The sequence below is a fragment of the Arthrobacter sp. BL-252-APC-1A genome (assembly GCF_009696625.1).
GTDB lineage: Bacteria > Actinomycetota > Actinomycetes > Actinomycetales > Micrococcaceae > Arthrobacter_B.
This window is the reverse complement of sequence record NZ_VULS01000002.1, coordinates 159,259-183,101: the sequence shown is the minus strand read 5'-3', so window position 1 is coordinate 183,101 and position 23,843 is coordinate 159,259. Positions and strand designations below refer to the sequence as shown.

Sequence of the window (23,843 nt, the reverse complement as noted above, 5' to 3'; positions counted from 1 at the left end):
AAAGAAGAAAGAGAGAGAATGTCGAACTTCACCACCACCCAGACCGGCACTCCGGTTGCCAGCGACGCACACTCGCTGTCCCACGGAGCTGACGGCGCGGTTGTACTCCACGACCGTTACCTGGTTGAGAAGCTGGCCCAGTTCAACCGGGAGCGCATCCCGGAGCGCATCGTGCACGCCAAGGGCGGCGGCGCGTTCGGCGAATTCACCGTCACCGAAGACGTTTCCATGTACACGCGTGCCGCTGTTTTCCAGCCCGGCACCACCACCGAAACCATCCAGCGGTTCTCCTCCGTTGCCGGTGAAATGGGCTCGCCCGACACGTGGCGCGACGTCCGCGGTTTCGCACTGCGTTTCTACAGCTCCGAAGGCAACTACGACATCGTCGGAAACAACACCCCGGTGTTCTTCATCCGCGACGGCATCAAGTTCCCGGACTTCATCCACTCGCAGAAGCGCCTCCCGGGTTCCGGCCTGCGTGACGCCGACATGCAGTGGGACTTCTGGACCAACTCCCCCGAGTCCGCACACCAGGTCACGTACCTGATGGGCGACCGCGGCATCCCGCGCTCCTGGCGTGAAATGCCCGGTTTCGGCTCGCACACCTACCAGTGGATCAACGCTGCCGGTGAACGCTTCTGGGTGAAGTACCACTTCACCTCGAACCAGGGCAACCACGAGATCACCGGTGCAGAAGCAGAGCGCATCGCCGGCGCAGACGCCGATTACTACCGCCGCGACCTGTACGAGAACATTGCCGCCGGCAACTTCCCGTCCTGGGACCTGCACGTTCAGGTCATGCCGTACGACGATGCCAAGAACTACCGGTTCAACCCGTTCGACCTGACCAAGGTCTGGCCGCACGCTGACTACCCGCTGATCAAGGTGGGTACGCACACCCTGAACCGCAACCCGGAGAACTTCTTCGCCCAGATCGAGCAGGTGGCACTCTCCCCCGCCAATCTGGTTCCGGGCATTGCAGCCTCCCCGGACAAGATGCTGATGGCCCGCATCTTCTCCTACCCGGATGCCCAGCGCTACCGCGTTGGCACCAACTACAACCAGCTGCCGGTCAACGCACCGAAGGCCCCGGTTAACAACTACTCACAGGACGGCTCCGGCCGCTTCTTCTTCAACTCCCCCGAGACTCCGGTCTACGCCCCGAACACCCTGGGCGGCCCCGTGGCCGACCCGGCACTCGCCGGCGAAGGCACGTGGGAGAACGACGGCGCCCTGGTGCGTTCCGCCGCGACCCTGCACTCCGAGGACAGCGACTTCGGCCAGGCCGGCACGCTGTACCGCGAGGTGTTCGACGACGCCGCCAAGGCCCGTTTCCTGGAAACCATCACCGGTGCAGTCTCCGGTGTGCAGCGCCCGCACATCCGCGAAGCTGCAATTCAGTACTGGACCAACGTTGACGCCGACCTCGGCGCGAAGCTGCGCGCCAACCTCGCCACCGGCGAGACCACGGCCAACGAGCAGGCTGAGTTCGTCGGCGTCGCTGACTAATCAGCGTCCCTTCGGCTAGCGAAAGCGGCCGGTCCCTTCGGGGGCCGGCCGCTTTCGTCTTCCCCGACTCCGGCTCCACACATCGAGATGACAGAAACTGCCCGTATCAGCGCTGTAACGGGCAGTTTCTGCTATCTCGATGATTGGGGGGGGAAGGGGAGGGAGGGGCGGGGGATCAGCGGGAGGGCCAGTACCAGATGAGCAGCATCGTTACGAGGAAACCGGTCAGGAAGTTCAGCTTCAGGAACCGCTTCCAGCCGGCGTTGGCTTCCTCCGACCGTTCGTCCGTGATGGAGAGGAAGGGCAGCAGGTTCAGCAGATACGGCAGCGCCAGCAGGGACCCGAGCAGCGCGGGCCACGGAGTGAACAGCATCAGCGCGCCGGCTGCGGCGTAGGCGCCGAAGGCCAGCCGAACCACAGCCTTGCCGCCCAGCACCGTGGCAATGGAAGACAGGCCGCCTTCCCGGTCCGGAATGATGTCCTGTACCGCTCCGAAGGCCTGGCTGGCCATCCCCCACAGGAAGAAGGCACCCAGCACGGCCCACAGTCCGGTCGTGAACTGCGCCCCGGCCAGCACCAGCGCATACACCGCCGGGGAGACAAAGTGCGTGCTGGAGGTTATCGAGTCCAGGAAGGGACGCTCTTTGAACCTCAGCCCGGGAGCGCTGTACGCGATGACCGCGAACACGCTGACGGCCAGCACCAGCCAGGACAGCGGGGAGCCCATCAGCGCCAGCACCACAAGGAACGGCACATTGGTCACCACTGCGGCGAGCAGGGTGACCCGGTGGAAGCTGCGGTCCAGCAGGGCGCCCTCGACGCCGCCCTTCCGCGGGTTGCGCAGGTCCGATTCGTAGTCGAAGACATCGTTGATTCCGTACATGGCCAGGTTGTACGGGATGAGGAAGTACAGCGTCCCGATGATCCAGGCGGCATCGATGCGGCCGGCGGTCAGCAGGTAGGCCGCGGCGAACGGGTACGCGGTGTTGACCCAGGACAACGGCCGGGACGAGACCAGCAGCATCCGCAGGGTGGAACTGGGCGTGCGGGTGGCAGGGGCGCTCATCGTTTTTCCTCCGGGACAGTGGCGGTGCGCGGGGAGAGCAGTTCCCAGAGCGCCGGCAGGGCAAGCACGGCCGCCAGCGGGTAGGCGAAGTCCTCCAGCGGGGCCAGTCCCAGGAACGCACCGGAAATCCGGTCCGGGTTGTAGCCGAAGAGGTCCACCGCGATCATCAAATTGTCGAACATTGCTGTCAGCAGGAGCAGGACCGCCGCGGTACCGGCGAGGCGGAGCAGGAAGGTCCGGTTGCTGTGTCCGGCACGACGGCGGCGCAGCAGTGCCGCTGCCAGCACCAGGGCTGCGGGCAGCAGGAAGCAGAGGTTCAGCAGCCAGTACGTCACCGCTTCACCGCCTGACCGCTGCGGGTTCGCCCAAAGTGCGTGGCGGCAACCTTCAGCAGTCCAAAGAGCACCATGGTGAGGTAACAGAGGAAAGCCAGGAAGAAGGCCTCCTCCACCGGCAGATGCGGGGCCAGCTCCAGTCCGAGCATGAACTGTGTCTCTCCCCGGTAGAAAATGTCCAGCCCGATCCCGAAGAGGTCCCAGACCAGGAAGAACGCCAGGCCGGCGGCGAGCACCAGTGCGGCCCGCAGCGGGGCCCCGGCAAAGAAGAACAGCTTGAACCGGTGGTCAAGCAGTGCCATGCAGCCAATCGAGGCCAGCAGGAACAGCAGGTAGAGGACCCCCATCAGTCCAACCGCTCCGCCGGGCCGGCCGGCTCGGGAAGCGCCCCGGTGCTGGTGTCCCCACGCAGCCGCTTCAACACCAGCTCAGCGCTGATCAGGCACATCGGCAGACCGATGCCGGGCAGTGTTGACCCGCCTGCGTACAGCAGGTTCTCCACCTTGCGGCTGGCGTTGGTGCCGCGCAGGAACGCACTCTGCTTCAGAACGTGCGCGGGACCCAGGAGGGTCCCGCGCCAGGAGTTGAACTCCGCGCTGAAATCGCCCGGACCCACGGTCCGGCGGACCGTGATCCGTTCGGCCAGGTCCGGAATCCCGGCCCATTCGGAGATCTGTCCAATCACGGTGTCCGCCATGGCTTCAAGCCGCGGATCGCCCCCGCCGTCAATCCCCCCGGAACCCAGCGCCGGGTCCGACGGGACAGGAACCAGTACAAACACGTTCTCCTGGCCCGCAGGTGCGGTATCCGGGTCCGTGGCCGAAGGCTTGCAGATGTATAGCGAAGCCGGATCCGGAACTGATGTGTGCTTTCCGAAGATCTTCTCGAAGTTCGCTTTCCAGTCCTTCGTGAAGAGCAGGGTGTGGTGTGCCAGCTGGGGCAGCTCGCCGCGGACGCCCAGGTGCAGCAGGATCCCCCCGGGGCCCGGGATCCGGGATTCCCAGTACTTGGGCGGGTAGGTCTGCAGCTGCGCGGGAAGCAGGCGGGTTTCAGTGTGGTGCAGGTCCGCAGCGGAAACCACCAGGTCGGCGTCGAGCGCCACCGGGTTGCCCGCAGCGTCCCGGTACTCGACGCCGGTGGCACGCGCTTTGCCCTTGCCGGAGCCCTCCGTGCGGATCGCAGTAACGTTCGCTTCCAGCCGGATCTTCACACCCTCGGATTCAGCCAGCGCGGCAATGACAGTGATCAGCCGGTGGAAACCCCTGCGCGGATAGAGGACACCGTCCTGGAGGTCCAGCCGGCTCATCAGGTGGTACATGCTCGGCGTCGTGAACGGGGAGGAACCCAGGAACACTGCCGGATAACCCAGGATCTGCCGGATCCGCGGGTCGGTGAACCGCTTCCCCACAAATGAGCTCAGCGGCTGCAGCAGCAGTTTCGCCAGCCGTGGTCCCCGGGAGAGCACATCCGGACGCAGCAGCGGAAGGAATGAGGCGAACGTGCTGTACAGGAAACGCTTCTTGGCCATGTCATAGACCTCGGCAGCGGAATCCAGGTAGGACGCCAGCCGGGCCCCGGCACCCGGTTCCAGCGACTCAAACAAGGCAATGTTCTTTTCCCGTGTGGCCTGCACGTCTACGGGGGCCTCATCACCCTCGAAATACACCCGGTAGCCGGGGTCCAGCTGCACCAGGTCCAGCTGCTCCTCGGCACTGGTTCCCAGCATGCGGAAGAAGTGGTCGAACACCTCGGGCATCAGGTACCAGGACGGACCGGTATCAAAGCGGAACCCGTCTGTTTCCCAGCTTCCGGTACGCCCTCCGGCAGTGCTGTTCTTCTCGAGTACGGTCACGTCCAGGCCCTCACGTGCCAGCAGTGCAGCGGTTGCCAGTCCCGTAATGCCTCCGCCAATGACGATGGCCGTGCGCGGGCGGGACTTGGTTTTTGCGGAGTTCATGGCGCCCTTTCGGCGTCGGGGGCGGAGAGCTGCGGCGCCGAAGCGCGGCGGAGCCGGTGAGTGTAGACGGCGTCAGCAGCGATGCGCAGCTTCACCGGGTTGGGCACCCGGATCCGGGTGGTGCGCAGCTGCGACGCGGGGGTCCGGCGCAGCCTGCGGGCCAGTTCCGCGAAGAGTTCCTGCGCCAGGGCAACGGCGGCCCGGCACTCACGCGGCAGCTCGGCAATGGCGGCACCGGAAACCACAAGGTCCGCTTCAATGTCATCAAGGAGACGGTGTTTGTCCGTCTCGGTGAACGCGTCCACAGTTATGCCCGGGAAATAGCTTCGGCCCAGTGCCTCGAAATCCTCTGCCAGGTCCCGCAGGAAATTGACCTTCTGAAAGGCCGCGCCCAGGCGCTGCGCCCCTTCGCGCAGCCGCTTCTCCTGGTCTGCAGGCACCTCGCGGCCGTTCAGGAAACACTGCAGGCACATCAGGCCCACTACTTCAGCGGAACCGTAGACGTAGTCCTCAAAGCTTGCCTGAGTGTGCTCGGCCCGGGTGAGGTCTGCACGCATGGAGCGGAAGAACGGAGCGGTGAGGTCGGTTCCGATTCCGGTGCGGCGTGCAGTTACCGCAAAGGCGTGGACCACCAGGTTCACGCTGTAGCCGGTGCGCAGGGCGCTGGCGGTCTCGGCTTCAAGGTCATCAAGCATGCGCCGGATTTCGGCCGGGGGAATTTCCGCGGCCAGTGCAACGCCGTCAACAATCTCGTCGGCCAGCCTGACCAGCGCATAAATCGTCTCAATCTGCCGCCGGGTGCGGGAGTCGAGCAGCCGCGACGCGAGGCCGAAGGAGGTTGAATAGGCCCGGATCATCACGGCCGCGGTCTCAGCTGCCACCCGGTTGTACAGCGGGAGGCCGGTTTCCTGTGCCATGCCTACCGCCCCCGGTTCACGGAGGAGGAGACGACGTCGTCCAGCACCGAGGCCAGCCCAACCGGCACTTCGGCGCACTCAAGGTGGCTGCGCGCGGTGGAGGCATAACGGTCGGCGAGGTCCTGGGCGTACCCGCGTGCCCCGCAGTCCACGAGGATCTGCCGGGCACGGTCGGCATCGGCCGGCCGCATGTCCGGGCGGCCGATCAGTCCGGAGAGCTCTTCCCAGCAGGGCGTCTGCGCGGCGTAGGCAATCAGGACCGTGCGCTTGCCTTCACGGAGGTCTCCCATGCTGGACTTGCCCGTGGCGCTCTCATTCCCGAAGACGCCCAGGAGGTCATCGACTACCTGGTAGGCGATTCCGGTGTCCCGGCCGAAGCGGCCCAGGGCCGCTGCCACCTCCACGCCGGCACCGGCCAGTACTGCTCCGGCACGCAGCGGAGCTTCGAAGGAGTAGACCGCCGTCTTGAGCCGTTCCATGTCCAGGATCTCTGACACGGGCGGCGATCCTGCGGCAAAGGAAAAGTCGACGTCGATGAGCTCCCCTCCCGCTGATGCGAACACTGCCTCATCCAGGATTCCGGCAAGGACCTCCCTGGTCAGCGGATCCGTGGAGACGGAATCCAGCATCCGGAAAGCGCCGCTTAGGGCCAGGTCTCCGGCGATGACACCAACTGAGAGTCCGCGGTGCCGTGCCACTTCATTCGGCTCACCTGCGGTTTCGGCCATCCGCCGGTAGACCCCGGCGACGTTGTCCTGCCCGCGGCGGACAAAATCCAGGTCGATCACGTCGTCGTGGACAATCAGGGCGGTGTGCAGCAGTTCGAAGGCCGCACCCACGCGGGCCGCGGCTTCCAGGTCTGTTCCGCCAAGGTGCGTGTAGGCCGTCATGACGATTTGGGGGCGCAGCCGCTTGCCCCCGACCGTAGATTTTTCGAGAGTCTCCCAGAGGCTAAGGTAGCTGGGACTGATACGCTCCGCGCGCTCCTTGGCCGCGGTGAAAAACCCGTCCAGGACACGTTCCACCTGCTTTTGGCCAATTCTCTCGTCTGGCAAGTGTTCTGTCTCCATACATAAAGTAAACACGCTGATCGTTAGGGGAAGAAATGCCGCAACGCCGGGAAGAAGTCATTCTGGTCGATAACGAGGGTCAAATGATAGGTACAGCGGACAAGATGACCGTCCACACCACGGACACGCCGCTGCACCGGGCCTTCTCCACGCACGTCTACCATCCGGACGGACGCATCCTGGTCACCCGCAGGGCACTGTCCAAGCTGACCTGGCCGGGAGTCTGGACCAACTCCTTCTGCGGCCATCCCGGACCGGGTGAAGCCACGGAGGACGCCGTGGTGCGCCGCGCCGAACGCGAGCTGGGCCTGAAGGTGCGGGACATCGCCGTCGCGCTCCCCGGCTTCCGGTACCGCGCTGTGGATGCCTCCGGAATCGTTGAGAACGAAATCTGCCCCGTGTACACGGCCATAGCTGAAGCCGACCCGGTCCCTGCCGCAGACGAAGTGATGGACTGGACCTGGGCAGATCCTGCCCGGGTGGTTGAATCCGTCAGGTTAACGCCGTGGGCCTTCAGTCCCTGGCTGGTGCTGCAGCTGCCCCTGCTATATCCCGAAAACGCCTGACCCAACGCTGCCACGGCGGCTCAGCCTGCCAATGTACGGCCAGCGTATGGAACGCCCGGCGGAACCGGCGGGCCAGGTTCGCGCCGCCCAGGACAGCGCGCGGAGCCATGCCCACCACCAGCGTCCTGTCCCAGGCACACCGGTAATCCAGGCCCAGATGCGCGCTAAGGCACACGTCGTCGTGCTGTTCGGGATCCTCCCGGTGGACAGCATCCTTCACCTCGTGCCAGACCGCTGTCCGCAGGGCGAGGTTTGATCCAAAAAGCGGCCGGTGAGCCAGGGCCAGGGTCATCGCCTGATAGTAGGACCCGAGGTAGATCCGGGAGAGCACCCTGCCCAGCCACGGGGAAAAACCGTAGAACCTGCCGGGCCCGCTCACGGCGGCAAGCTGCGGATCGGCAGCGAAATGTTCAGCTAACTGCTGAATCCAGTTGGGCGGCAGGATGCAGTCCGCGTCGCATCGGGCAATGATTTCCGACGCCGCAGCGTCATAACCGGCGGCCGCAGCCGCCGGGATGCCCGGCCGCGGCTCGAACACCACCTTCGCACAAAACTCCGCCGCTACCTCCGCACTGTTATCGGTGCTGTTGTTATCCACCACCACGATTTCCGCCGGCTGCATGCTTTGTTCAGCCAGGGAGGCCAAGCATGTCCGGAGCACCCCGGCGTCATTCAGGCACGGAATCACAACGCTCACTGCGGGAAGGTCTGGGGCTTGCATGCCAGTGATCCTACGTGCAATTCCTGCGTTGCCTGCGGCGTCCGAGGCTGGGCGGCGCCAACTCTGCTCGGATACCGTAGCTACATGATCGATGCCCTCCTGCGCCGTCCGGCCTCCACAGCGGAGGTGGCTTCGGACGGAGTCCGGCTTCTCGGCGTGGTGAGCCTGCTGGCAGTACTGCTTTGGCACGGCCCGGTGGAGGCCGCATTGTTCGCGCTGGTGCTGCTGGGGCTTCTGGTCTCCCGCTGCCTGCCGGCGGCACCCCTGTTTTCCTCTCTTTACGGCCTCACCCTTCTTCTGGCGGCCTGGAGCAGCGTGATGGACCTTTACGCCCGCATCTCCTGGTGGGACCTGGCTGTGCACTTTGCCGCTACGGGGACCATCGCGGTGATGGCCTGGTATCTGCTCGCCGCCTACGGAGCAGTGACAGCCTGGCATCCTGGAGGCCGTCCGGTGCCGCGGTTCGCGGTTCCCGCCGTCGTCACCGCGCTCGGACTGGCACTTAGTGTCCTCTGGGAGTTCGGCGAGTGGTGGGGACACTACTACGTGGATGCCACGATCAACGTCGGCTACCGGGACACGATCGGAGACCTGGCTGCGGGCGGACTGGGATCGCTGCTCTCCGGCATCCTGCTGGCCCGCCTGATCCGGCGGAACCCGCCGCCCTCTGCGGCCGGCGCTGCGGAAGCCCCGCTCCAGCGCCGCCTGCAGGGCTGAAGGCGGCACTGGAGCGGTGACCCCGCACAGGACGCGTCAGCGGCGTCCTGAGACCGGCGGAATGCCGAAGGTCCGGAACTCTTCGGGCCGGTAGGAGCCCCACATGTTCCACCAGTTGTCGTCCGCACCCCATTTCACGGGCGGACGGGCGTCGTCGTAAATCTGTTCCAGATCCGTGTAAAGCTCCACGACCGCACCGGAGGATTCAACGTAATAGGCCGCTATGTTGTGTCCGGCGCCGTGGCGGACGGGACCCCAGATCAGCTCCCGGCCCAGCCGGTTCAGCCGGTCCCCCAGTTTGCCCAGGTCCGCGATGGACTGGGTCTGCCAGGCATGGTGGTGGAAGGTCCCCTTCCCCTGGATCAAGGCGATGCCGTGGTGGTCCGGGTTGCACCGCATAAAGTAGGCGAAGTCATCGCCAATGACGTCGGACAGCCGGAAATCCAGTACCCGGGCGAGGAATTCCATCATGGCCCGGACGTTGCGGGGGTGGAAGTTGATGTGCCCGTAGCGGTCCGGTCCGAAGGATAGCGGCCCGGCCTCACTCGCCTGCAGGTCCGTGTAGATATCGAAGACCCAGTCTTCCGGTCCAATGAAGCTGAAGCCGTCCTGCACACCGGCGGAAACCGGCTTCTCGCTGATCACCGGCAGGTTTTCTGCTTCGACCCGGCGCCGGATCTCGCGCAGTGCGTCTCCGTCCCTGGCCACCAGGCCCAGCGAGTGGATTCCGTTGGTGTCCGATTCGACATACACCAGTTCGTGGTGGACCGCCGCTGCGGCCAGATAGGTTTCCCGGCCCGCCTGCTCAGTGACGCGAAGGCCCAGCAGCCCGGTCGCATCCGCAACCGCAGCATCGACGTCGGTGGTCTGAATGGACACATGGCCCATTTCCCGGATCAAGCCCCAAGACATGTTTTCTCCTAGATAAATAGATTCGCCGTGCGGGGCGTTAGAGGTTCCGGGCAGCCGTGCTGCCCACGCGTCCGAGTTCCGGCACCAGCTCGGCCAGCTGCGCCAGGACGGCGGATTCGCCGCCGGCTTCGAAAGCAGCTGCCACGTAGCGGTCCGGGCGGACGATGAGTCCTGTGCCGGGCGGCAGGGCACGGAACACACCTTCGGTGTCCGTTACCCGTACGGTCCGCCGTTCCGCGGAGTCTGCCCCGGCAGGTGCCACCTCGATGCGGTTCGCACCGAGGAACCGCAGCCAGCTCCAGCCGCGGCCAAGAACAGCATCCAGGCCGTATTCCGCTCCTTCGTCATCCCGGACGGCCGGCTGGGCGAGGGCGCGGCCCACCAGTTCGGCAGCCGGCTTGGACGTTTCCCGGGACGGCGGGACCAGGCACCCGGCGGTGTAGTGCGGCTGCTTGAGGAACCGCATCTGGGTGATCCACCGGTTCAGCGGCGGAACCAGTGAGGAAGCAGCGAGCAGCTTGTCGCGTGCTGCGGCTGCCAGCGGGTTGGTGGCCATCACTACCTGGCCGATCAGGTGCGACAGCCGGACCATGTCCGCTGTGTGCGGCCTGCGCTCTGCAGCATAGGTATCCAGCAGGGCTTCCGGCGCACCGTTGACCTGGGCTGCGATTTTCCACGCCAGGTTGGCTGCGTCCCGGACACCCGCGTTGAGCGCCTGGCCGGCAAACGGCGGCATCAGGTGCGCGGCGTCCCCGGCAAGGATTACCCTTCCACGGCGGTACTCGGCGGCGATCCGCTGATGGGCCACGTAAACGGCGGCCCGTCGGATCTTCTCCGGCTCCACGGCTTCGTAGGGCGCCACGAGCCCGGCGATGAAATCCGGGGTGGTGACATCTTCCGCCCGCTCCCCCGGCAGCAGCATGAACTCATACCGGCGCCGTCCCTTGGCCCCAGGAACCTGCACTACCGGGCGGGTTCCGTTGCAGTGGAACTCGGCAAATTTCTCGGTCTTCACCTTTGAGTCTTCAATGTCGACGACGATCCACTGCTGCGCCTGTGTGCTTCCCTCAAGCGTGATTCCCATCCGGGTCCGGATAGGGCTCCTGCCGCCGTCGCAGGCCAGGACCCACTTCGACCGGACCCGGTGGACTGCACCGTCGCGGAGAATCAGCGCTTCGACGCTGCTGCCCTGATCCGTCAGAGACAGGACCTCAGATTCAAAGCGCAGGTCAATTCCCGGACGCCGGCGAACGGCATCCAGCAGGAGCGATTCCATGACCGGCTGGTCGAACTGTGATTTGCCGGGCTGCCCCAGGCGCGGCCGGCCCGGACGGACTTCCGCCAGGAGCTGTCCGCTGCGGCCGAAATACCGCGCACCGGTGTCCATCAGCATCTCCGGGACAAGCTCTTCCAGCACGCCGATTTCTGCCATGACGCGCAGGGTTTCATCCGTCACGCTGATTGCCCGCGGGGAGTCGCTGGTGGTGGCCGCTTTTTCGGCGAGGACTACGTTCACTCCGTAGTCAGCCAGCAGGGCCGCCGCGGTCATGCCGATTGGGCCGGCACCGACTACCAGGACGTCGGTTTCCGTCAGTTCTTCCATACCGCTGCTCCTTCCGCTGACCTGCCGGCCTACTCGCAGCGCTGGACCGTGTTGCGCAGGATGCCCAGCCCGCTGACCTCAACCTCGACGACGTCGCCGTCGCTCAGCAGGCCCGAGGGCTCCATGAACAGGCCCACTCCCCCGGGAGTTCCGGTGACAATGACGTCGCCGGCTGAGAGCTTGGTGAAGCCCGTGACGTACTCGATGAGCTCGGGAATGGAGAAGTACAGGTCTCCCAGCGCGGCCTTCTGCCGCACTTCGCCGTTGACGCGGGTCTCCAGGACCATGGAGTCCAGGTCCTCGATGTCAGAGGCAGGAACGAGGTACGGGCCGAAAGCTCCGGTCCCCGGGAAGTTCTTGCCCGGGATCCACTGGGAGGCGTTGCGCTGCCAGTCCCGGACCGAGAAGTCGTTGTAGGCACCGTAACCGGCGACGTAGTCGAAGGCGTTTTCCTTCGAGACGTGCCAGGCGTCCTTCGAAATGACCAGGGCCATCTCACCCTCGTAGTCGAACTGCGTGGTGGAGGCCGGCATCAGGGCCGGTTCCAGGTGGCCCATCTGGGTGTCTGCGAAACGGGTGAAAACGGTGGGGGCCTTCTGCTCCACCTTGCCTGTCTCTTCCTGGTGGCTGCGGTAGTTCACACCAATGCAGATGATCTTGCCCGGTGCCGTGACCGGCGGCAGGAAAGTGATCTCCGCTTCGGCTGCGGCCGGTGCGGAGGAGTACTGCTCCGGCTGCACGGTCCCGAAAACGCCGTCGCGCACGGCGTCGCTGAGGTTCGCGGCAAGGTTGAGGCCGCTGGGACCGAGGTCGTAGGCGGCCCCATCCTCGACGACACCCCAGGTCTGGGCTCCTGCGGGGGAAAGGTAGCTGGCGTAGCGCATGGTCATTCCTTTGGCTTGTCCTCGGCTCCCGGCCCGGGAATTACCGCGGCCGTTCACCTGATTGTGGTGTTCGCCACAACACTAACCAGCAAAGAAGCTACTCGTCAATGAAAAGTATATTATTCGAGTCATAATCCGGTGTTCCAGGTTTTTAGGGCAGAATCGGGGAACAGGAGGAACCATGGCACAAGCAGGACCCCAGGCGGTCGAACGTATTAGGGAAGACATTCTCCGCGGGGAATGGGGACCCGGAACCCGGCTGCAGCCGGTGACGCTGGCCGAAAGGCTGGGCACCAGCAGCACCGTCGTCAGGGAAGCGCTGGCCAGGCTGGCCGGAGACGGACTGGTGACGGCCCAGCCCAACCGGGGTTTCTTCGTCCGGGAACTGGACGTCCGGGAGTTGGAGGACCTGACCGAGCTGCGGTGTGTCACGGAGGAGCTTGCGGCACGGCTCGCCGTCGAACGCGGCGACGTGGTGTGGGAATCCGAGGTCATGGCGGTGCACCACCAGCTGGCGCGGATTCCCCGGCGCTCAGCAGCAGACCCGGACCACGTCGATCCTGCCTGGCAGAAAGCGCACAAGGCCTTCCACCTCAAGCTGCTTGAAGCCAGCGCGTGCAGACCCATGCTGAAACTGGCCTCGGATCTCTCCGATGCCACCGAACTGTACCGGTGCTGGGCAGCCCCGCACGTTGAGCCGGGCAGCCGGGACGTAGAGGGAGAGCACCGCGAGATTCTCGCTGCGGCACTGGCCCGCGACGCCACGGAGCTGGCCCGGCTCCTGCGTGCACATTATGAAGCCACCGTCCGGGTGGTCCTCGACTCTGGCATCGCCCTGCCGCGCAGCGCGGACTGAGCCCGGCCCGGCAGGGATCCGGCGGCTAGACCGAGCGCGCGGAACCGCCGTCGACCCGCACGTTCTGCCCCGTCATGTAACTGGATTCCTCACTGGCCAGGAAACGTACCACCCGCGCCACTTCAGTGGCGGCCGCGGCCCGGCGCAGGGGGATGCGCTGGGTCCACTCCGGCTGGACCGTGGACGGGTCTTCCTTGGTGAAGCCGGGCAGCACGTTGTTCATGCGGATCCCGGCCGGACCGTACTCGTCCGTGTACAGCTTGGTAAAGGATGCCAGGGCCGCGCGGAAAGTTGCTGAGACGGGATAGCGCGGATTCGGTTCGAACGGTGAGCTGGTGGAGATATTGACGATTGTTCCGCCGCCGGCTGTCTCGAAGTGCGGAGTGATGATCCGGGCCATGCGGACTACGTTCATCAGGAAGGCGTTCATGCCGTCTTCCCACTGTTCGTCGGTGATCTGAAGGACCGGCCCCGATGCGCCGTGCCCGGACCCGTTCACCACGGTATCGATGCGGCCAAACTCAGCCAGCGCAAGATCCACGATCGCCTGCAGGTCACCGGCAGAGCGGTTGGAACCGGCAAGGCCAACTCCTCCGAGGCTTTCGGCGAGTTCCTTCGCGCTGCCGGAGGACGAGAGCGCCGCCACGCGGTATCCGGAGGCGGAGAGTTCGCGGACCACTGCGGCGCCGATGCCGGAACCTCCGGCGATGACGACTGCCGTCTTAGGACTCGGATTCGGCTGCATTCAGGTTCCCTTCAATTTCAGCGGCACGCCGCTGGATCAGTGCTTCGACGGCGGTGGCGGACAGGTCCGCGAACTCCAGGAAATCGATCTCGTCTCCTGCGGAGGCGGCGATGTAGAAGCCGTCCGTCAGGGCGCGGCCCAGCACCACCATCTTGCGGCCGAAGCCCGGATCGGCGGCGAGGACGGATGGAGGAACCTGGGGTTCCACCCGCTGGACCATCAGCTCGAACATCTCTTTGCGGACTTCGAGGTACTTCTCCCGTGCAAGGTTTCCCGCCAGCCGTTTCTCCAGCGCGAAGAGCAGTGCCAGGATCCAGAAAGCCTCCGCCCGGTTTTCCGGATCCACCGATCCCCCGGCGGACCCGGCGATGCTGCGGCGAAGCAGGTCACGGTTGGTTGGGCCGGTGTGGTCGATCTTCCACTGCGCGAAGCAGTACTCGATCAGTTCGGCGAAGAGCTGCTCCTTGTTGTTGAAGTGCCAGTAGACCGAGCCGACGGGCAGGCCGGACAGGCGCGCCACCTCCGCCATGGTGGTTCCTTCGTACCCCGCTGTGACGGCCAGCGTCAGTGCAGCCTCAAGAATGGCTTTCTCGTTGCCGGGGGTACTCTGATGCGCTCGGCTTCTGCGGGTCACCGTCGTCCTTTCGCAAGCTGGTCATCATCTGTGCCTGGTCCCTGCACTGCCGGGGCCGGACCGCGCACGCGCAGCCCGGCCCCGGCACACAGGGTTTGCCTAGGCGAGGAAATCATAGTCTGCCGGGTTTATCGACTCGGTCACTTCCCAGTATTCGACGTTGGTGAAGGGCCAGATCTGGGACACCCGTCCCTTGGCGTTCTGGTACCAGGTGCGGACGTAGGGCTGGCCCCAGGCCATCTGCCGGTTTTCCTCAGCGACCCAGGCCACGAACCGTTCCAGGGCTTCCGGCCGGACGTCCAGCGCCTTGACGCGCCGTTCCAGGACCTCACGGACCGCTTTCAGTGCGTATTCGGAAGCACGTTCGAGCATAAAGTGGAGGCTTCCGGCCACCACGCCGCCCACGTTCGGGCCGTAGACCATAAAGAAGTTCGGGAACCCGGGGACGGTAATGCCGTTGTAGGCGCGGGCATCACCCTCCCACGCGTCGTGGATTTCGACGCCGCCGCGGCCCCGGATCTCAATGCCTTCAAGGTACTCTGACGGCCGGAAGCCGGTGGCGTAGACAATGATGTCCACCTCGTGGCGGGTTCCGTCCTCCGTGACTATCCCGGTGGGCGTGATTTCCCGGATCGGGGACGTCTCGAGAGCCACATGGTCAGAGGTGAGCGCCCTCGCCCATACACCGTTGTCCCGCAGCATCCGCTTCGCACCGGGCGGATAGCCGGGGATGGCATGCTGGAGCAGCTCCGGGTGCCCGCTGAACTGTTCGCCCAGGATGCGGGTGAGTTCCTCGCGGACCTCCTGGTTCCGGGCGGAAACACTGAGCGGAGCACCGTGCCAGCCTTCCTCGGCCCGCACGGTGTGGAACCGGCCCGGGATGCCCAGGACGGTAACCCACAGCCGGTACCACTGCGCATAGTGGGGCACCTTCGCGCTGAGCCAGGAAAACACCTCGGTCATCGAGTCGTGGTAGCTCGGTGCCGGCAGCATCCACGGCGCGCTGCGCTGGAAAACGACCATGCTCTCCACATCCGCGCAGATCGCGGGAACAATCTGGTACGCGCTGGCACCGGTGCCGATCACGGCTACGCGCTTGCCCCGGTAGTCAACCGTCTCGTCCCAGTCCTGGGAGTGCATGGCGACACCGCCGAAGGAATCCCTGCCAGGGAAGTCCGGAATGTTGGGGATGTCCAGCTGGCCGGTGGCGGTGATGACGGCGTTGAACGTCCGGCGCTGTTCGGTTCCGCCCCGTACGCGCGTGAGCACCGTCCAGAGGCCGGTCTCCGAGTCCCACTCCGCGCTGAGCAGGCGGGTTCCGTACTCCACCAGGTCTGCGATTCCGGACCGTTCGGCCACGGTTTCCAGGTATTCGCGGATCTCGGCACCCTGCGCAAACTGGTGCGGCCAGTCAGCGCGCTGCGCAAAGGAGTAGGAGTAGCCAAAGGTGGGGGTGTCCAGCCGGACGCCCGGGTAGCGGTTCTTCTGCCAGGTGCCGCCGAGCCGGTCGGCCGACTCGATGATGCTGAAGGGAACGCCTGCCTGCCGGAACCGGTGCGCAGCTGCGAGCCCCGCAACACCTGATCCGACGATCAGGGCGGAGAATTCCCGGCCCGCAGCGACGTCGTCGAACTGCCAGTCCGGCGCACCGTTCTTATCCGGGGCCAGATCCAGCTCGTGGCGCAGCATTCCGTCCCATTCCGTGTGCCCGTTGGCCAGGAACTCGAGGATCGTGCCGGTTTCAGTGTCGCTGAGCATCCGGCTGCGGGTAATTCCCTCATCCCGCAGCCGGCGCAGGCCGGCCAGTGCCGCCGTCCGGCCGCGTTCCTGTGCTTCGGCGCTCATGCCGCCGTGCGGGTGGTTAACGGTGTCCACCGGCGTCAGCGGAGGACGCAGGTCAGGGGTCAGGAAACTGGTATCCCCGGTTGCGGCGGCCAGGGCTGCCAGCAGGGCGGGAAGGTCTGCAGCTTCAGCAATCCTCTGCAGTTCCTCATCCGACTCAGTGATCTGTTCGCTGTGTTCCTGCCAGAACAGGTCATCAGGGGCCTGCACGGCTGCGTCGAGGCCGGCGGCACTCATGCGCCCACTCCCGTGAGCCGGGCCGGCTCGCTCTGTCCGGTGACGTTGGTCTTGGCGAACTGCACACGTTCGTAGACCTCGGCGCGGAGTTCACCGAACCGCGCATCCGAACGCGTCAGGAGCTGGTCGCGGTCGGAGGGGAGGTCAATCTCAATGTCGTTCTGGATCACTGTCGGGGAGCTGGAGAGGACCAGGACCCGCTCGGCGAGGTAGACGGACTCGTCGATGTCGTGGGTTACGAACAGGATCGTCATGTTGTGCTCTTTCCAGATCCTGCGCACCAGGTCCTCAAGATCCGCGCGGGTCTGCGCGTCAACGGCTGCGAACGGCTCGTCCATCAGCAGCACGCTGGGCCGGGAGGCTACCGCGCGGGCAATGGCTACGCGCTGCTGCATACCGCCGGAGAGCTGCCAGGGGTATTTGCTGCCGGCCTCGGACAGGCCCACGTCTTTAAGGGCGTCGGCCACCCGGCTGGTGCGTTCGGCCTTGGACAGGCCCGCGCTCTTCAGCGGCAGCCCGACGTTCGCTTCAACCGTCATCCAGGGGAAGAGGCTGCGGCCGTACTCCTGGAACACGACGGCCATGCCCTTTGCCGGGCCGTTGACCGGCTGGCCGTCGAGGACCACGCGGCCGGAGGTGGCCCGCATCAACCCCGCGATGCACTTGAGCAGCGTGGTCTTGCCGCTGCCGGAGGGGCCCACCAGGCAGGCAAACTCGCCGTCGTGCAGGTCGAAGGTGAGCGAACGCACCGCTTCGAATTCAGTCCCGTTGCCGGTCTGGTAGATCTTCTGCAGCTGGTCTACTTCGAGGCGGACCGTCTTGGTTGCGTTAGTCATTCTTGTTCTCCTTCAATCCTTCGTACCAGGCGAGTGTCCGCTTCTGGATCATTTGGAAGACTGCAGACAGCGCGACGCCGATGATTCCCAGGAGCAGCACGCCGCTCCACATCTCGGGGATGGCAACGCGGTTTTGGAAGTTGATGGTCCAGTGCCCGATTCCGTCCGTGGACGCGAACATTTCGGAGACGACCATCAGGATGAGCGCGACGGCCAGGCTCTGGCGGATGCCTGCCATGATCTGCGGCGAGGCTGCCGGAAGAACGAGGTACCGCATCCGGTCCAGGCCCTTCAGACCGATCACCTTGGCGGTGTTCTGCTGCACTTCATCGATGGAAGTGACGCCGGCAACCGTGTTGAGCAGGATGGGCCAGACACAGCTGAACACGATCAGGGTGATCTTCATGGCGTCGTTGATGCCGATGAGCAGCAGCAGTACCGGGATCAGGATGGTCGAGGGGACCGCGCGGATGAACTCGAAGAGGGGTTCAAACAGCCAGCGGATCCACCGGACGTAGCCAATGACGACGCCGACGCTGACGCCGATCACAATCGAGAGCAGCAGCCCGGCCAGCAGCCGGTACAGACTCGGCAGGACATCGGAGGCAAACCGTTCGGAGAACCAGATGCTGAAGAAGCGGTCCACCAGCATCGCCGGTTCGGGGATGAAGAAGTTGGTGGTCACCGAGGTGTAGATGACCCACGCCGTGATCAGGATCAGCGGCAGGCCCAGGAAGTACCCGGTCTTTTTCAGGACGTTCGTCATGCCGCTTTTCCTCCGCGTACCGATTCGTGCCAGAACAGGGTTTTACGCTCCACGAACCGCATCAGCATGTTGATGATGATGCCCAGCAGGCCGCTGGTGATGATCAGGGAGAAGATGGCCGGTGCCGATCCGTTGATCTGGGCCAGTGCCACTTCCTGGCCCAGGCCGGGTGTGCCCACGATCAGCTCCACGCTGATGGCCAGTACCAGCGCAACCGTTGCCGCCAGGCGCAGCCCGGTCATCAAGAACGGCAGCAGCGTGGGGAAGATGAGGTAGCGGACCCGTTCCATGAACGAAAGTCCCAGTGTCCTGGTGGTGTCCATAGCCACCTGATCCAGGTCAGCGATCCCGTAGAAGACCTGGATCAGCACGATCCAGAAGCAGGCATAGATGATGATCATCAGTTCCGAGCCCAGGCGCGGGCCAAAGAGCAGGGCAGCGATCGGAATCAGCGCCACGGCCGGGATAGGCCGGAGGAACTCGACCGTCGAATGGGTGGCCTTCACCAGGAAGCTGTTTGAGCCGATCAGAACGCCCAGCACCAGTCCGGCCACGGCGGAGATCAGCAGTCCCAGAAGCCAGGCGCGCAGCGTGTGCCCGGTGGCGACCCAGAAATCGGTATATGCCAGGTTGGCGATAAACCGCTCAAGGACCTCGGTGGCGGGCGGCAGGTGCCGGGAATCCACCAGGCCGGTCACCGCGGCTGCCTGCCAGATCAGCAGGAAACCGAGGACGCCGCAGGTCCCCAGCAGCGCCGGACCAACGCGGAGCCAGCGCACCGATGACCGCGCTGCGGTCGATGTAGCTGGGTTGGCCGTCATGACCAGCCCCCTTTCGGATAACAGAATTGAGAAGCCTTGGGCTGCAGGGCTTCAGCCCGGCAGCCGCTGGTGTTACTTGGTCCAGACGGTGGATTCAACATCGGGGCGTTTCTCCGTGACGCCGTGCTTCTCCATGAGATCCGCGAACTGCTTCAGGGCGTCCACGTCCAGTTCGGCGCTCCAGGCAATGAAGTCGGTCTTCGCAGCTGCTTCCGGAGAGGTGCCCAGGACATCCGGAAGCAGGGCCCGCACCTCGTCCTGGTGTTCCTCGGCGTAGGCCAGCGTCTTGTCCAGGGCCGCCACGAAGCTTTCGATCACTTCGGGATCATCCCGGGTCAGGGCGCCGCTGGAGGCGATCACGAGCTCTGCCCCGCCCAGGTCGGCGTCCTGGATGAAGTCACTGATGACGCTGCCGCCGTCGGCAACGATCTGCTGCATGAAGGGAGGACCGGCCATACCGGCGTCGATCTGGCCGCTCTCCAGCTGGGCGCCCACCTCGTTGAAGCCAAGCTGTACGAAGGTGACCTTGTTCGGGTCGCCGCCGTCGAGCTCCACGGCCTCCCGGATGCCGATCTCGCCGATGCTGCCCAGGGCATTGATTGAGACTGTCTTGCCTTCGAGGTCCCGCGCGCTCTTGATGTCCGAGCCCGGACCCACCAGGACCGACACTGAGTCCTCCACGATGTCGGGGCGGTTGGCCGCATAGCCCGAAATGATCTTCAGGTCCAGGCCCTGGGCGGTCGCAATCAGCGGCGTCGTGGGGCTGGCAAGCATAAAGTCGAGGCTTCCGGAGCTCAGGGAAGGCAGCTGCGCGGCGCTGCCCTGGCCCAGCAGGAGCTCCAGGTTCAGGCCTTCCTCTTCGAAGTATCCCTTGTCAATACCGAGCTGGATGGCGCCGACGGCGGAGGACGGGAAGAGCCCGATCGTCACGTCCCGGAGGTCCGAGTTGCCGGATCCTGCAGCGGCAGCGGTGCTCTCTCCCCCGGAGATGGAGCCTGAAGCACAGCCGGTGAGGGCCAGGGCGAGCAGGGCGCCGGCTCCGAGCAGGCGCGTGGTCTTGGTGTTCATCTGGTTCTCTCTTCTTTGAGGGAACGAAACGCGGGTGCGGCGGCCGTGGCTGGCCGGCGCGGTGCGCTCGTCAGTGCGTGTGGTTGGTTTCGCAGGCGGAGCTGCCACCGTTAGGCGGTGGCGGCTGCCCTCTCACGTGCGGGGCGCAGGTGCGCCTTCAGGAAGATCGTCCGCAGTGTGCTGTCCAGGTCCTGGGCGAGGCATTCCGCGGCAATAACGTGGTCCGGGCGCACTACGACGGCGGACACCGGCCGGGCATGGAACCAGGACTTGAGTACCCCTGCAGGGTCTCCCAGCACAGTGACCCCGGCGGTTGCATTCGCGGCGGCCCATTTCAGCTGGGCGGAAGGCACCAGCTGGACCAGGGAAGCGTCCAGGTCAACCAGGCGCGCCTGGGTATCCGGGCTGAGGAACTTTGCCGGGTCGTTGTTCCAGACAAATACCCGCCACCCGGCGCTGACTGCATCATCCAGCAGGATGCCGGCTCCCCGGGAGCCCTCAACACGCGGCTGCGGGAACAGTGTTCCTGCTCCGGGAACAGCGCCGTCCTCCACGGGCACGGATTTCGACACCGTCCACGGTGAGGTCAGGACTACACCCCTGGTGTACTTCGGCATCGGCTTGAAACCCTGTCCCGAGATGTAGGACTTGAGCTTGGGCAGGCGGTCGATCACGGCAGCAGCACTGTCCCGCACGGCCGAGGTGACCTTGCTCCGGTTAGTCACCACTTTGGACATGCCAACGGAGAGGTCCACCATGGCCTTGACGTGGTCCCGGCGTTCTTCGGCGTAGGTGTCCAGCAGCTCCTGGCCGGCCAGGTCCCGGACTACGGCCGTGAGTTTCCAGCCGAGGTTGAGCGCGTCCCGGATGCAGGAGTTCCAGCCCTGGCCCGCAACGACGGGCATGACGTGCGCTGCGTCGCCGGCAAGCAGTACCCGGCCGTCGCGGAAGCGGTCAGCGATTCGGGCGTGGTGTTCATAGACCCGGCGCCGGATGATCTCCAGCTTGGACGGGTCGGCGACGTGGTCCCGCAGGAGCTTATGCAGGAACTCGTCGCTTTCAACCAGCGCATCGTCCTCGCCTTCCAGGAGCATAAACTCCCAGCGGCGGATGCCGTGCGGCAGGCTGAGGGTGGCGTAGCCGCGGTTGGGGTCGCCGCCGAAGACTGCGTGCGGTGTGCCGAGCGGATCATTGGCGACGTCGATGACGAGGCCGCGCTGCTGCCGGGTCTCACCGGTGAAGGGGATGCCGAGCTTCTGCCGGGTGAAGGACCGTCCGCCTTCGCAGCCCACAACGTAGGCCGCACGGATGGTGGATTCCTGTCCCTGCGCGCGGACGGTGACGGTAACGCCGTCGCTGTCCTGGACCAGGTCCTCCGCTTCGGTGCCCATCCGCACATCTACGCTGTCAAAGCGCCGTGCCCCGTCGAGCAGGACGGCATCGACCAGCGGCTGCACAAAGCCGTTGCGCCGGGGCCAGCCGAACTCACGGGTGGTGGGGTTGATCCCGGCAATCACTTTGCCCGAGCCGTTGACGATGCGGATCTGCTGGTCCGGGACGGTGTGCTCGAGCACTTTGTCCACGAGCCCCAGGCCCTGCATGGCCCGCAGCGATTCATCGTCAATGCCGACGGCGCGGGGATAGTCGATCAGCTCATCCCGGGCCTCGATAAGCACGGTCGAGACGCCGTTTTGCCCCAGCAGGTTCGCAAGGGTGAGGCCGGTGGGCCCGGCGCCGATAATCAGGATGTCGGCCTGTTCCGTCATGATTGTTCCTCCAAAGCCGCATCCAGGGCTGCCACGGTTGCCCGGGCCTGCTTTCCCATAAACATCAAGTCGATTCCTATGCCAACGAAGTCCAGTCCGGTGCTGCGGATTTGTGCAGCCGCGAACGCCGGATCGCTGCAGTACAGCCCCAGCCGGACACCCGCCGCGCGGGCTGCCGCGGCAACCTTTTCGATCCCCTCGGCGACGGGGCCGTCGGCCCAGTCCGCGCGGCCGGGGAGTCCGTAGGAGACCGCGAGGTCCGCCGGGCCGATGTAGACGGCGTCGACTCCCTCCACGGCGAGGATCTCCGCGGCCGCATCCACGCCGGCTGCGGTTTCAATCTGCACGATCGCGGCCACGGCGGCGTTGCCGGCCGCGCAGTAGTCCTCACCGGAGTAGAGTCCGGGGCGGCTGGGGCCCAGGCTGCGCCGGCCCAGCGGCGGGTACTTCACTGCGGCGACGAGCTGGCTGGCCTGCTCGGCCGTTTCGATGGTTGGTGCCACAATGCCGCGGGCGCCGCTGTCCAGAAGCCGTCCGATCGCGCCGGATTCGAGTCCGGCGGCGCGGGCGAAGATGTGTGCGTTGCCGCGGGGAACGGCACGCAGCATTGTGCAGGCGTTCTCCAGTCCCACTTCACCGTGCTGCAGGTCGATCATGAGCCCGTCGTAACCAGCGTCGAGCGCGGCTTCCACCACTGAAAGCGAAGCAGTTGCCACATGCATAATCACAGGCACGGAGGCGGAGGAACTCATTGCTGTCCTCCTGCGGCCAGCCGCTGTGCGTGCGCAGCAGCGTTGGCACCTCCGAAGATGGGGGCAATTTCCCGCCGGTGGATCAGCCAGCGCCCCTCCTGCTCCACGTACTGCTCGCGGAACTCGCCGACGCTGGCCGGCAGCAGCGGATCAGGCTGGCTGTCCCGGAAGGTCATGTAGTAGGTGGTCCCGCAGAGAACGCCGTCCACAAAAGCCAGGCGCGTGCCGCCGGAGAAATGCCGGACAACCCCGGCATCAACCTGAATTCGGCGCTCGCCCCAGGCCTTGATGGCCTCGCGGCCCTCCATCGTTCCCAGCGGGCCGGTGGAGACTGCGTCCGGGGCATAGAGGGTGTAAAGCTGGTCTGCGTGGCCGTGGTCCAGCAGCCAGTGGTGTTCGGCTACGAGCTGCTCGATCTCAGCTCGGATTTCGGGGGTAACCCTACGCATCTGCGCTCTCCTTGGTGCTCAGGGTGGCCTGGACGGATCCGAAGCCGTGGGAGTACTCGGCCCGGTAGGTGACGTCCGTGTCCCAGTCCACGATCATGCCGATGGAACCGGAGAGCAGGATCTCCCCGGCCAGCAGCGGCTTGCCTACCCGCAGTGAAGTTTCGGCCAGCCAGGCAATCGCGTTGATCGGGCCCTTCAGGACATTGCGGCCCACACCGCGGGTGACTTCCTCGTCCCCGCGGTAGAGGACCATCTCCACCTCGTCCAGGTCCACTTCTTCATAGCTCTTGCGGACGGCGCCCAGGACAACGCCCTCGCAGGCGGCGTTGTCTGCCACGGTGTCCAGGATTGACATGCCGTAGTTGTGGTAGCGGCAGTCCACCAGCTCAATGGCCGGTGTCACGTAGTCGATGGCGGCTTTGATGCTGTCCAGGTCTGAACTGAGCAGGTCTTCCTTCAGGACGAACGCGATTTCGGCTTCGATCTTGGGCTTGATAAAAGCGGAACGGGGACGCACTGTTCCGCTCTCGAAAACCATGTCCTCCAGGATGATTCCGTAGTCCGGCTGGTCCACTCCGGCTTTGGCCTGGACCATAGGGTTGGTGAGTCCAACCTTGCGGCCTACCCGCCGAAGACCGGCTTCCTGGACCCGGCGGGCGGTGTTGAGTTCGGATATTGCGTAGGCGGCGTCGAGGTCCCCCTCCGCCAGGTGGTTGCGGATGAAGTCGATCGGACGCAGGGCCCGGCGGGCTTCATAGAGTTCGTCGGCCAGCATCTGGACAGTGCCGGCGGCAGCTGTGGTTTCGGTCATTCG

25 protein-coding genes are annotated in these 23,843 nt (G+C 65.3%); 4 read left to right on the top strand and 21 right to left on the bottom strand.

The window, feature by feature from the left end:
* The first annotated feature begins 18 nt into the window (after positions 1–18).
* Positions 19–1,509: a catalase gene (locus FYJ28_RS03585; RefSeq protein ID WP_055239264.1), complete on the top strand. Its 1,491-nt coding sequence runs from the start codon at positions 19–21 to the stop codon at positions 1,507–1,509.
* A gap of 175 nt (positions 1,510–1,684) precedes the next feature.
* Here the strand turns inward: FYJ28_RS03585 and FYJ28_RS03580 are convergent, their stop codons facing one another.
* Genes FYJ28_RS03580 through FYJ28_RS03555 form a run of 6 tightly spaced genes read right to left on the bottom strand, consistent with a single transcriptional unit; the run spans position 1,685 to position 6,839 of the window.
* On the bottom strand, positions 1,685–2,575 hold the full coding sequence (locus FYJ28_RS03580; protein WP_154578341.1) for a prenyltransferase: 891 nt from the start codon (positions 2,573–2,575) through the stop codon (positions 1,685–1,687).
* Complete coding sequence (locus tag FYJ28_RS03575; protein ID WP_326831491.1) at positions 2,572–2,910, bottom strand: lycopene cyclase domain-containing protein; 339 nt, start codon at positions 2,908–2,910, stop codon at positions 2,572–2,574. Before FYJ28_RS03575 ends, FYJ28_RS03580 begins: the two co-directional genes overlap by 4 nt.
* Positions 2,907–3,257, bottom strand: coding sequence for a lycopene cyclase domain-containing protein (locus FYJ28_RS03570; RefSeq protein WP_154578340.1), 351 nt, complete (start codon positions 3,255–3,257; stop codon positions 2,907–2,909). The genes FYJ28_RS03575 and FYJ28_RS03570 overlap by 4 nt, the downstream gene beginning before the upstream one ends.
* Complete coding sequence (gene crtI, locus FYJ28_RS03565) at positions 3,257–4,867, bottom strand: phytoene desaturase family protein (protein WP_154578339.1); 1,611 nt, start codon at positions 4,865–4,867, stop codon at positions 3,257–3,259. The genes FYJ28_RS03570 and crtI overlap by 1 nt, the downstream gene beginning before the upstream one ends.
* Positions 4,864–5,784 carry a phytoene/squalene synthase family protein gene (locus tag FYJ28_RS03560; protein ID WP_082413246.1) on the bottom strand — a complete coding sequence of 307 codons (921 nt, stop codon included), beginning with the start codon at positions 5,782–5,784 and terminating at the stop codon, positions 4,864–4,866. The genes crtI and FYJ28_RS03560 overlap by 4 nt, the downstream gene beginning before the upstream one ends.
* Positions 5,785–5,786: 2 nt before the next feature.
* Complete coding sequence (locus FYJ28_RS03555) at positions 5,787–6,839, bottom strand: polyprenyl synthetase family protein (protein WP_229780208.1); 1,053 nt, start codon at positions 6,837–6,839, stop codon at positions 5,787–5,789.
* Between the two features lie 50 nt (positions 6,840–6,889).
* On the opposite strand from FYJ28_RS03555, the gene idi reads away from it, so the two are divergent.
* The gene (gene idi, locus FYJ28_RS03550; RefSeq protein WP_154578337.1) at positions 6,890–7,420 is read left to right on the top strand and encodes an isopentenyl-diphosphate Delta-isomerase; all 531 of its coding nucleotides are present in this window, start codon (positions 6,890–6,892) and stop codon (positions 7,418–7,420) included.
* On the opposite strand, the gene FYJ28_RS03545 is transcribed toward idi, so the two are convergent.
* On the bottom strand, positions 7,368–8,141 hold the full coding sequence (locus FYJ28_RS03545; RefSeq protein WP_154578336.1) for a glycosyltransferase family 2 protein: 774 nt from the start codon (positions 8,139–8,141) through the stop codon (positions 7,368–7,370). The two genes, idi and FYJ28_RS03545, sit on opposite strands and share 53 nt — an antisense overlap.
* 84 nt (positions 8,142–8,225) lie before the next feature.
* Between FYJ28_RS03545 and FYJ28_RS03540 the strand changes: the two genes are divergently transcribed.
* Entirely contained in the window at positions 8,226–8,858 is a 633-nt protein-coding gene (locus tag FYJ28_RS03540; RefSeq protein WP_195840587.1) for a hypothetical protein, read from the top strand.
* Positions 8,859–8,894: 36 nt separating this feature from the next.
* Here the strand turns inward: FYJ28_RS03540 and FYJ28_RS03535 are convergent, their stop codons facing one another.
* Genes FYJ28_RS03535 through FYJ28_RS03525 form a run of 3 tightly spaced genes read right to left on the bottom strand, consistent with a single transcriptional unit; the run spans position 8,895 to position 12,257 of the window.
* Complete coding sequence (locus tag FYJ28_RS03535; protein ID WP_154578335.1) at positions 8,895–9,770, bottom strand: VOC family protein; 876 nt, start codon at positions 9,768–9,770, stop codon at positions 8,895–8,897.
* A 37-nt stretch (positions 9,771–9,807) separates the two neighbouring features.
* A complete protein-coding gene (locus FYJ28_RS03530) occupies positions 9,808–11,373 on the bottom strand; it encodes an FAD-dependent monooxygenase (RefSeq protein ID WP_154578334.1) in 1,566 nt (521 codons plus the stop codon).
* Positions 11,374–11,402: 29 nt separating this feature from the next.
* Positions 11,403–12,257 (bottom strand): fumarylacetoacetate hydrolase family protein, encoded by an 855-nt coding sequence (locus FYJ28_RS03525; RefSeq protein ID WP_154578333.1) that lies wholly within the window; start codon positions 12,255–12,257, stop codon positions 11,403–11,405.
* A gap of 181 nt (positions 12,258–12,438) precedes the next feature.
* Here FYJ28_RS03525 and FYJ28_RS03520 point away from each other — a divergent pair, with 181 nt between their 5' ends.
* Positions 12,439–13,113 carry a GntR family transcriptional regulator gene (locus FYJ28_RS03520; RefSeq protein WP_154578332.1) on the top strand — a complete coding sequence of 225 codons (675 nt, stop codon included), beginning with the start codon at positions 12,439–12,441 and terminating at the stop codon, positions 13,111–13,113.
* Positions 13,114–13,138: 25 nt separating this feature from the next.
* Here FYJ28_RS03520 and FYJ28_RS03515 read toward each other — a convergent pair whose 3' ends face one another.
* From FYJ28_RS03515 to FYJ28_RS03465, 11 genes are all read right to left on the bottom strand, one after another.
* A complete protein-coding gene (locus FYJ28_RS03515; RefSeq protein ID WP_154578331.1) occupies positions 13,139–13,858 on the bottom strand; it encodes an SDR family oxidoreductase in 720 nt (239 codons plus the stop codon).
* Positions 13,836–14,492, bottom strand: a complete 657-nt coding sequence (locus FYJ28_RS17500) for a TetR/AcrR family transcriptional regulator (protein ID WP_326831490.1) — start codon at positions 14,490–14,492, stop codon at positions 13,836–13,838. Before FYJ28_RS17500 ends, FYJ28_RS03515 begins: the two co-directional genes overlap by 23 nt.
* A gap of 99 nt (positions 14,493–14,591) precedes the next feature.
* Entirely contained in the window at positions 14,592–16,571 is a 1,980-nt protein-coding gene (locus tag FYJ28_RS03505; RefSeq protein WP_154578330.1) for a flavin-containing monooxygenase, read from the bottom strand.
* Positions 16,568–17,407 carry an ABC transporter ATP-binding protein gene (locus FYJ28_RS03500; RefSeq protein ID WP_154578329.1) on the bottom strand — a complete coding sequence of 280 codons (840 nt, stop codon included), beginning with the start codon at positions 17,405–17,407 and terminating at the stop codon, positions 16,568–16,570. Before FYJ28_RS03500 ends, FYJ28_RS03505 begins: the two co-directional genes overlap by 4 nt.
* Positions 17,400–18,173: an ABC transporter permease gene (locus FYJ28_RS03495; protein WP_154578328.1), complete on the bottom strand. Its 774-nt coding sequence runs from the start codon at positions 18,171–18,173 to the stop codon at positions 17,400–17,402. Before FYJ28_RS03495 ends, FYJ28_RS03500 begins: the two co-directional genes overlap by 8 nt.
* Positions 18,170–18,994, bottom strand: coding sequence for an ABC transporter permease (locus FYJ28_RS03490; RefSeq protein ID WP_154578327.1), 825 nt, complete (start codon positions 18,992–18,994; stop codon positions 18,170–18,172). Before FYJ28_RS03490 ends, FYJ28_RS03495 begins: the two co-directional genes overlap by 4 nt.
* Before the next feature lie 72 nt (positions 18,995–19,066).
* Positions 19,067–20,062, bottom strand: coding sequence for an ABC transporter substrate-binding protein (locus FYJ28_RS03485; RefSeq protein ID WP_154578326.1), 996 nt, complete (start codon positions 20,060–20,062; stop codon positions 19,067–19,069).
* Between the two features lie 110 nt (positions 20,063–20,172).
* Entirely contained in the window at positions 20,173–21,828 is a 1,656-nt protein-coding gene (locus FYJ28_RS03480; protein WP_154578325.1) for a bifunctional 3-(3-hydroxy-phenyl)propionate/3-hydroxycinnamic acid hydroxylase, read from the bottom strand.
* Positions 21,825–22,580 (bottom strand): HpcH/HpaI aldolase family protein, encoded by a 756-nt coding sequence (locus FYJ28_RS03475; protein WP_154578324.1) that lies wholly within the window; start codon positions 22,578–22,580, stop codon positions 21,825–21,827. Before FYJ28_RS03475 ends, FYJ28_RS03480 begins: the two co-directional genes overlap by 4 nt.
* Entirely contained in the window at positions 22,577–23,029 is a 453-nt protein-coding gene (locus FYJ28_RS03470) for a nuclear transport factor 2 family protein (RefSeq protein ID WP_154578323.1), read from the bottom strand. The genes FYJ28_RS03475 and FYJ28_RS03470 overlap by 4 nt, the downstream gene beginning before the upstream one ends.
* Entirely contained in the window at positions 23,022–23,840 is an 819-nt protein-coding gene (locus tag FYJ28_RS03465; RefSeq protein ID WP_154578322.1) for a 2-keto-4-pentenoate hydratase, read from the bottom strand. The genes FYJ28_RS03470 and FYJ28_RS03465 overlap by 8 nt, the downstream gene beginning before the upstream one ends.
* Between the last annotated feature and the right edge of the window lie 3 nt (positions 23,841–23,843).

Bases quoted from the DNA above. Each gene is read 5' to 3' on its own strand.
- FYJ28_RS03585 (WP_055239264.1), top strand. From the start codon at position 19: ATGTCGAACTTCACCACCACCCAGACCGGCACTCCGGTTGCCAGCGAC.
- FYJ28_RS03580 (WP_154578341.1), bottom strand. From the start codon at position 2,575: ATGAGCGCCCCTGCCACCCGCACGCCCAGTTCCACCCTGCGGATGCTG.
- FYJ28_RS03570 (WP_154578340.1), bottom strand. From the start codon at position 3,257: ATGGGGGTCCTCTACCTGCTGTTCCTGCTGGCCTCGATTGGCTGCATG.
- crtI (WP_154578339.1), bottom strand. From the start codon at position 4,867: ATGAACTCCGCAAAAACCAAGTCCCGCCCGCGCACGGCCATCGTCATT.
- FYJ28_RS03560 (WP_082413246.1), bottom strand. From the start codon at position 5,784: ATGGCACAGGAAACCGGCCTCCCGCTGTACAACCGGGTGGCAGCTGAG.
- idi (WP_154578337.1), top strand. From the start codon at position 6,890: ATGCCGCAACGCCGGGAAGAAGTCATTCTGGTCGATAACGAGGGTCAA.
- FYJ28_RS03545 (WP_154578336.1), bottom strand. From the start codon at position 8,141: ATGCAAGCCCCAGACCTTCCCGCAGTGAGCGTTGTGATTCCGTGCCTG.
- FYJ28_RS03540 (WP_195840587.1), top strand. From the start codon at position 8,226: ATGATCGATGCCCTCCTGCGCCGTCCGGCCTCCACAGCGGAGGTGGCT.
- FYJ28_RS03535 (WP_154578335.1), bottom strand. From the start codon at position 9,770: ATGTCTTGGGGCTTGATCCGGGAAATGGGCCATGTGTCCATTCAGACC.
- FYJ28_RS03530 (WP_154578334.1), bottom strand. From the start codon at position 11,373: ATGGAAGAACTGACGGAAACCGACGTCCTGGTAGTCGGTGCCGGCCCA.
- FYJ28_RS03525 (WP_154578333.1), bottom strand. From the start codon at position 12,257: ATGCGCTACGCCAGCTACCTTTCCCCCGCAGGAGCCCAGACCTGGGGT.
- FYJ28_RS03520 (WP_154578332.1), top strand. From the start codon at position 12,439: ATGGCACAAGCAGGACCCCAGGCGGTCGAACGTATTAGGGAAGACATT.
- FYJ28_RS03515 (WP_154578331.1), bottom strand. From the start codon at position 13,858: ATGCAGCCGAATCCGAGTCCTAAGACGGCAGTCGTCATCGCCGGAGGT.
- FYJ28_RS03505 (WP_154578330.1), bottom strand. From the start codon at position 16,571: ATGAGTGCCGCCGGCCTCGACGCAGCCGTGCAGGCCCCTGATGACCTG.
- FYJ28_RS03500 (WP_154578329.1), bottom strand. From the start codon at position 17,407: ATGACTAACGCAACCAAGACGGTCCGCCTCGAAGTAGACCAGCTGCAG.
- FYJ28_RS03495 (WP_154578328.1), bottom strand. From the start codon at position 18,173: ATGACGAACGTCCTGAAAAAGACCGGGTACTTCCTGGGCCTGCCGCTG.
- FYJ28_RS03490 (WP_154578327.1), bottom strand. From the start codon at position 18,994: ATGACGGCCAACCCAGCTACATCGACCGCAGCGCGGTCATCGGTGCGC.
- FYJ28_RS03485 (WP_154578326.1), bottom strand. From the start codon at position 20,062: ATGAACACCAAGACCACGCGCCTGCTCGGAGCCGGCGCCCTGCTCGCC.
- FYJ28_RS03480 (WP_154578325.1), bottom strand. From the start codon at position 21,828: ATGACGGAACAGGCCGACATCCTGATTATCGGCGCCGGGCCCACCGGC.
- FYJ28_RS03475 (WP_154578324.1), bottom strand. From the start codon at position 22,580: ATGAGTTCCTCCGCCTCCGTGCCTGTGATTATGCATGTGGCAACTGCT.
- FYJ28_RS03470 (WP_154578323.1), bottom strand. From the start codon at position 23,029: ATGCGTAGGGTTACCCCCGAAATCCGAGCTGAGATCGAGCAGCTCGTA.
- FYJ28_RS03465 (WP_154578322.1), bottom strand. From the start codon at position 23,840: ATGACCGAAACCACAGCTGCCGCCGGCACTGTCCAGATGCTGGCCGAC.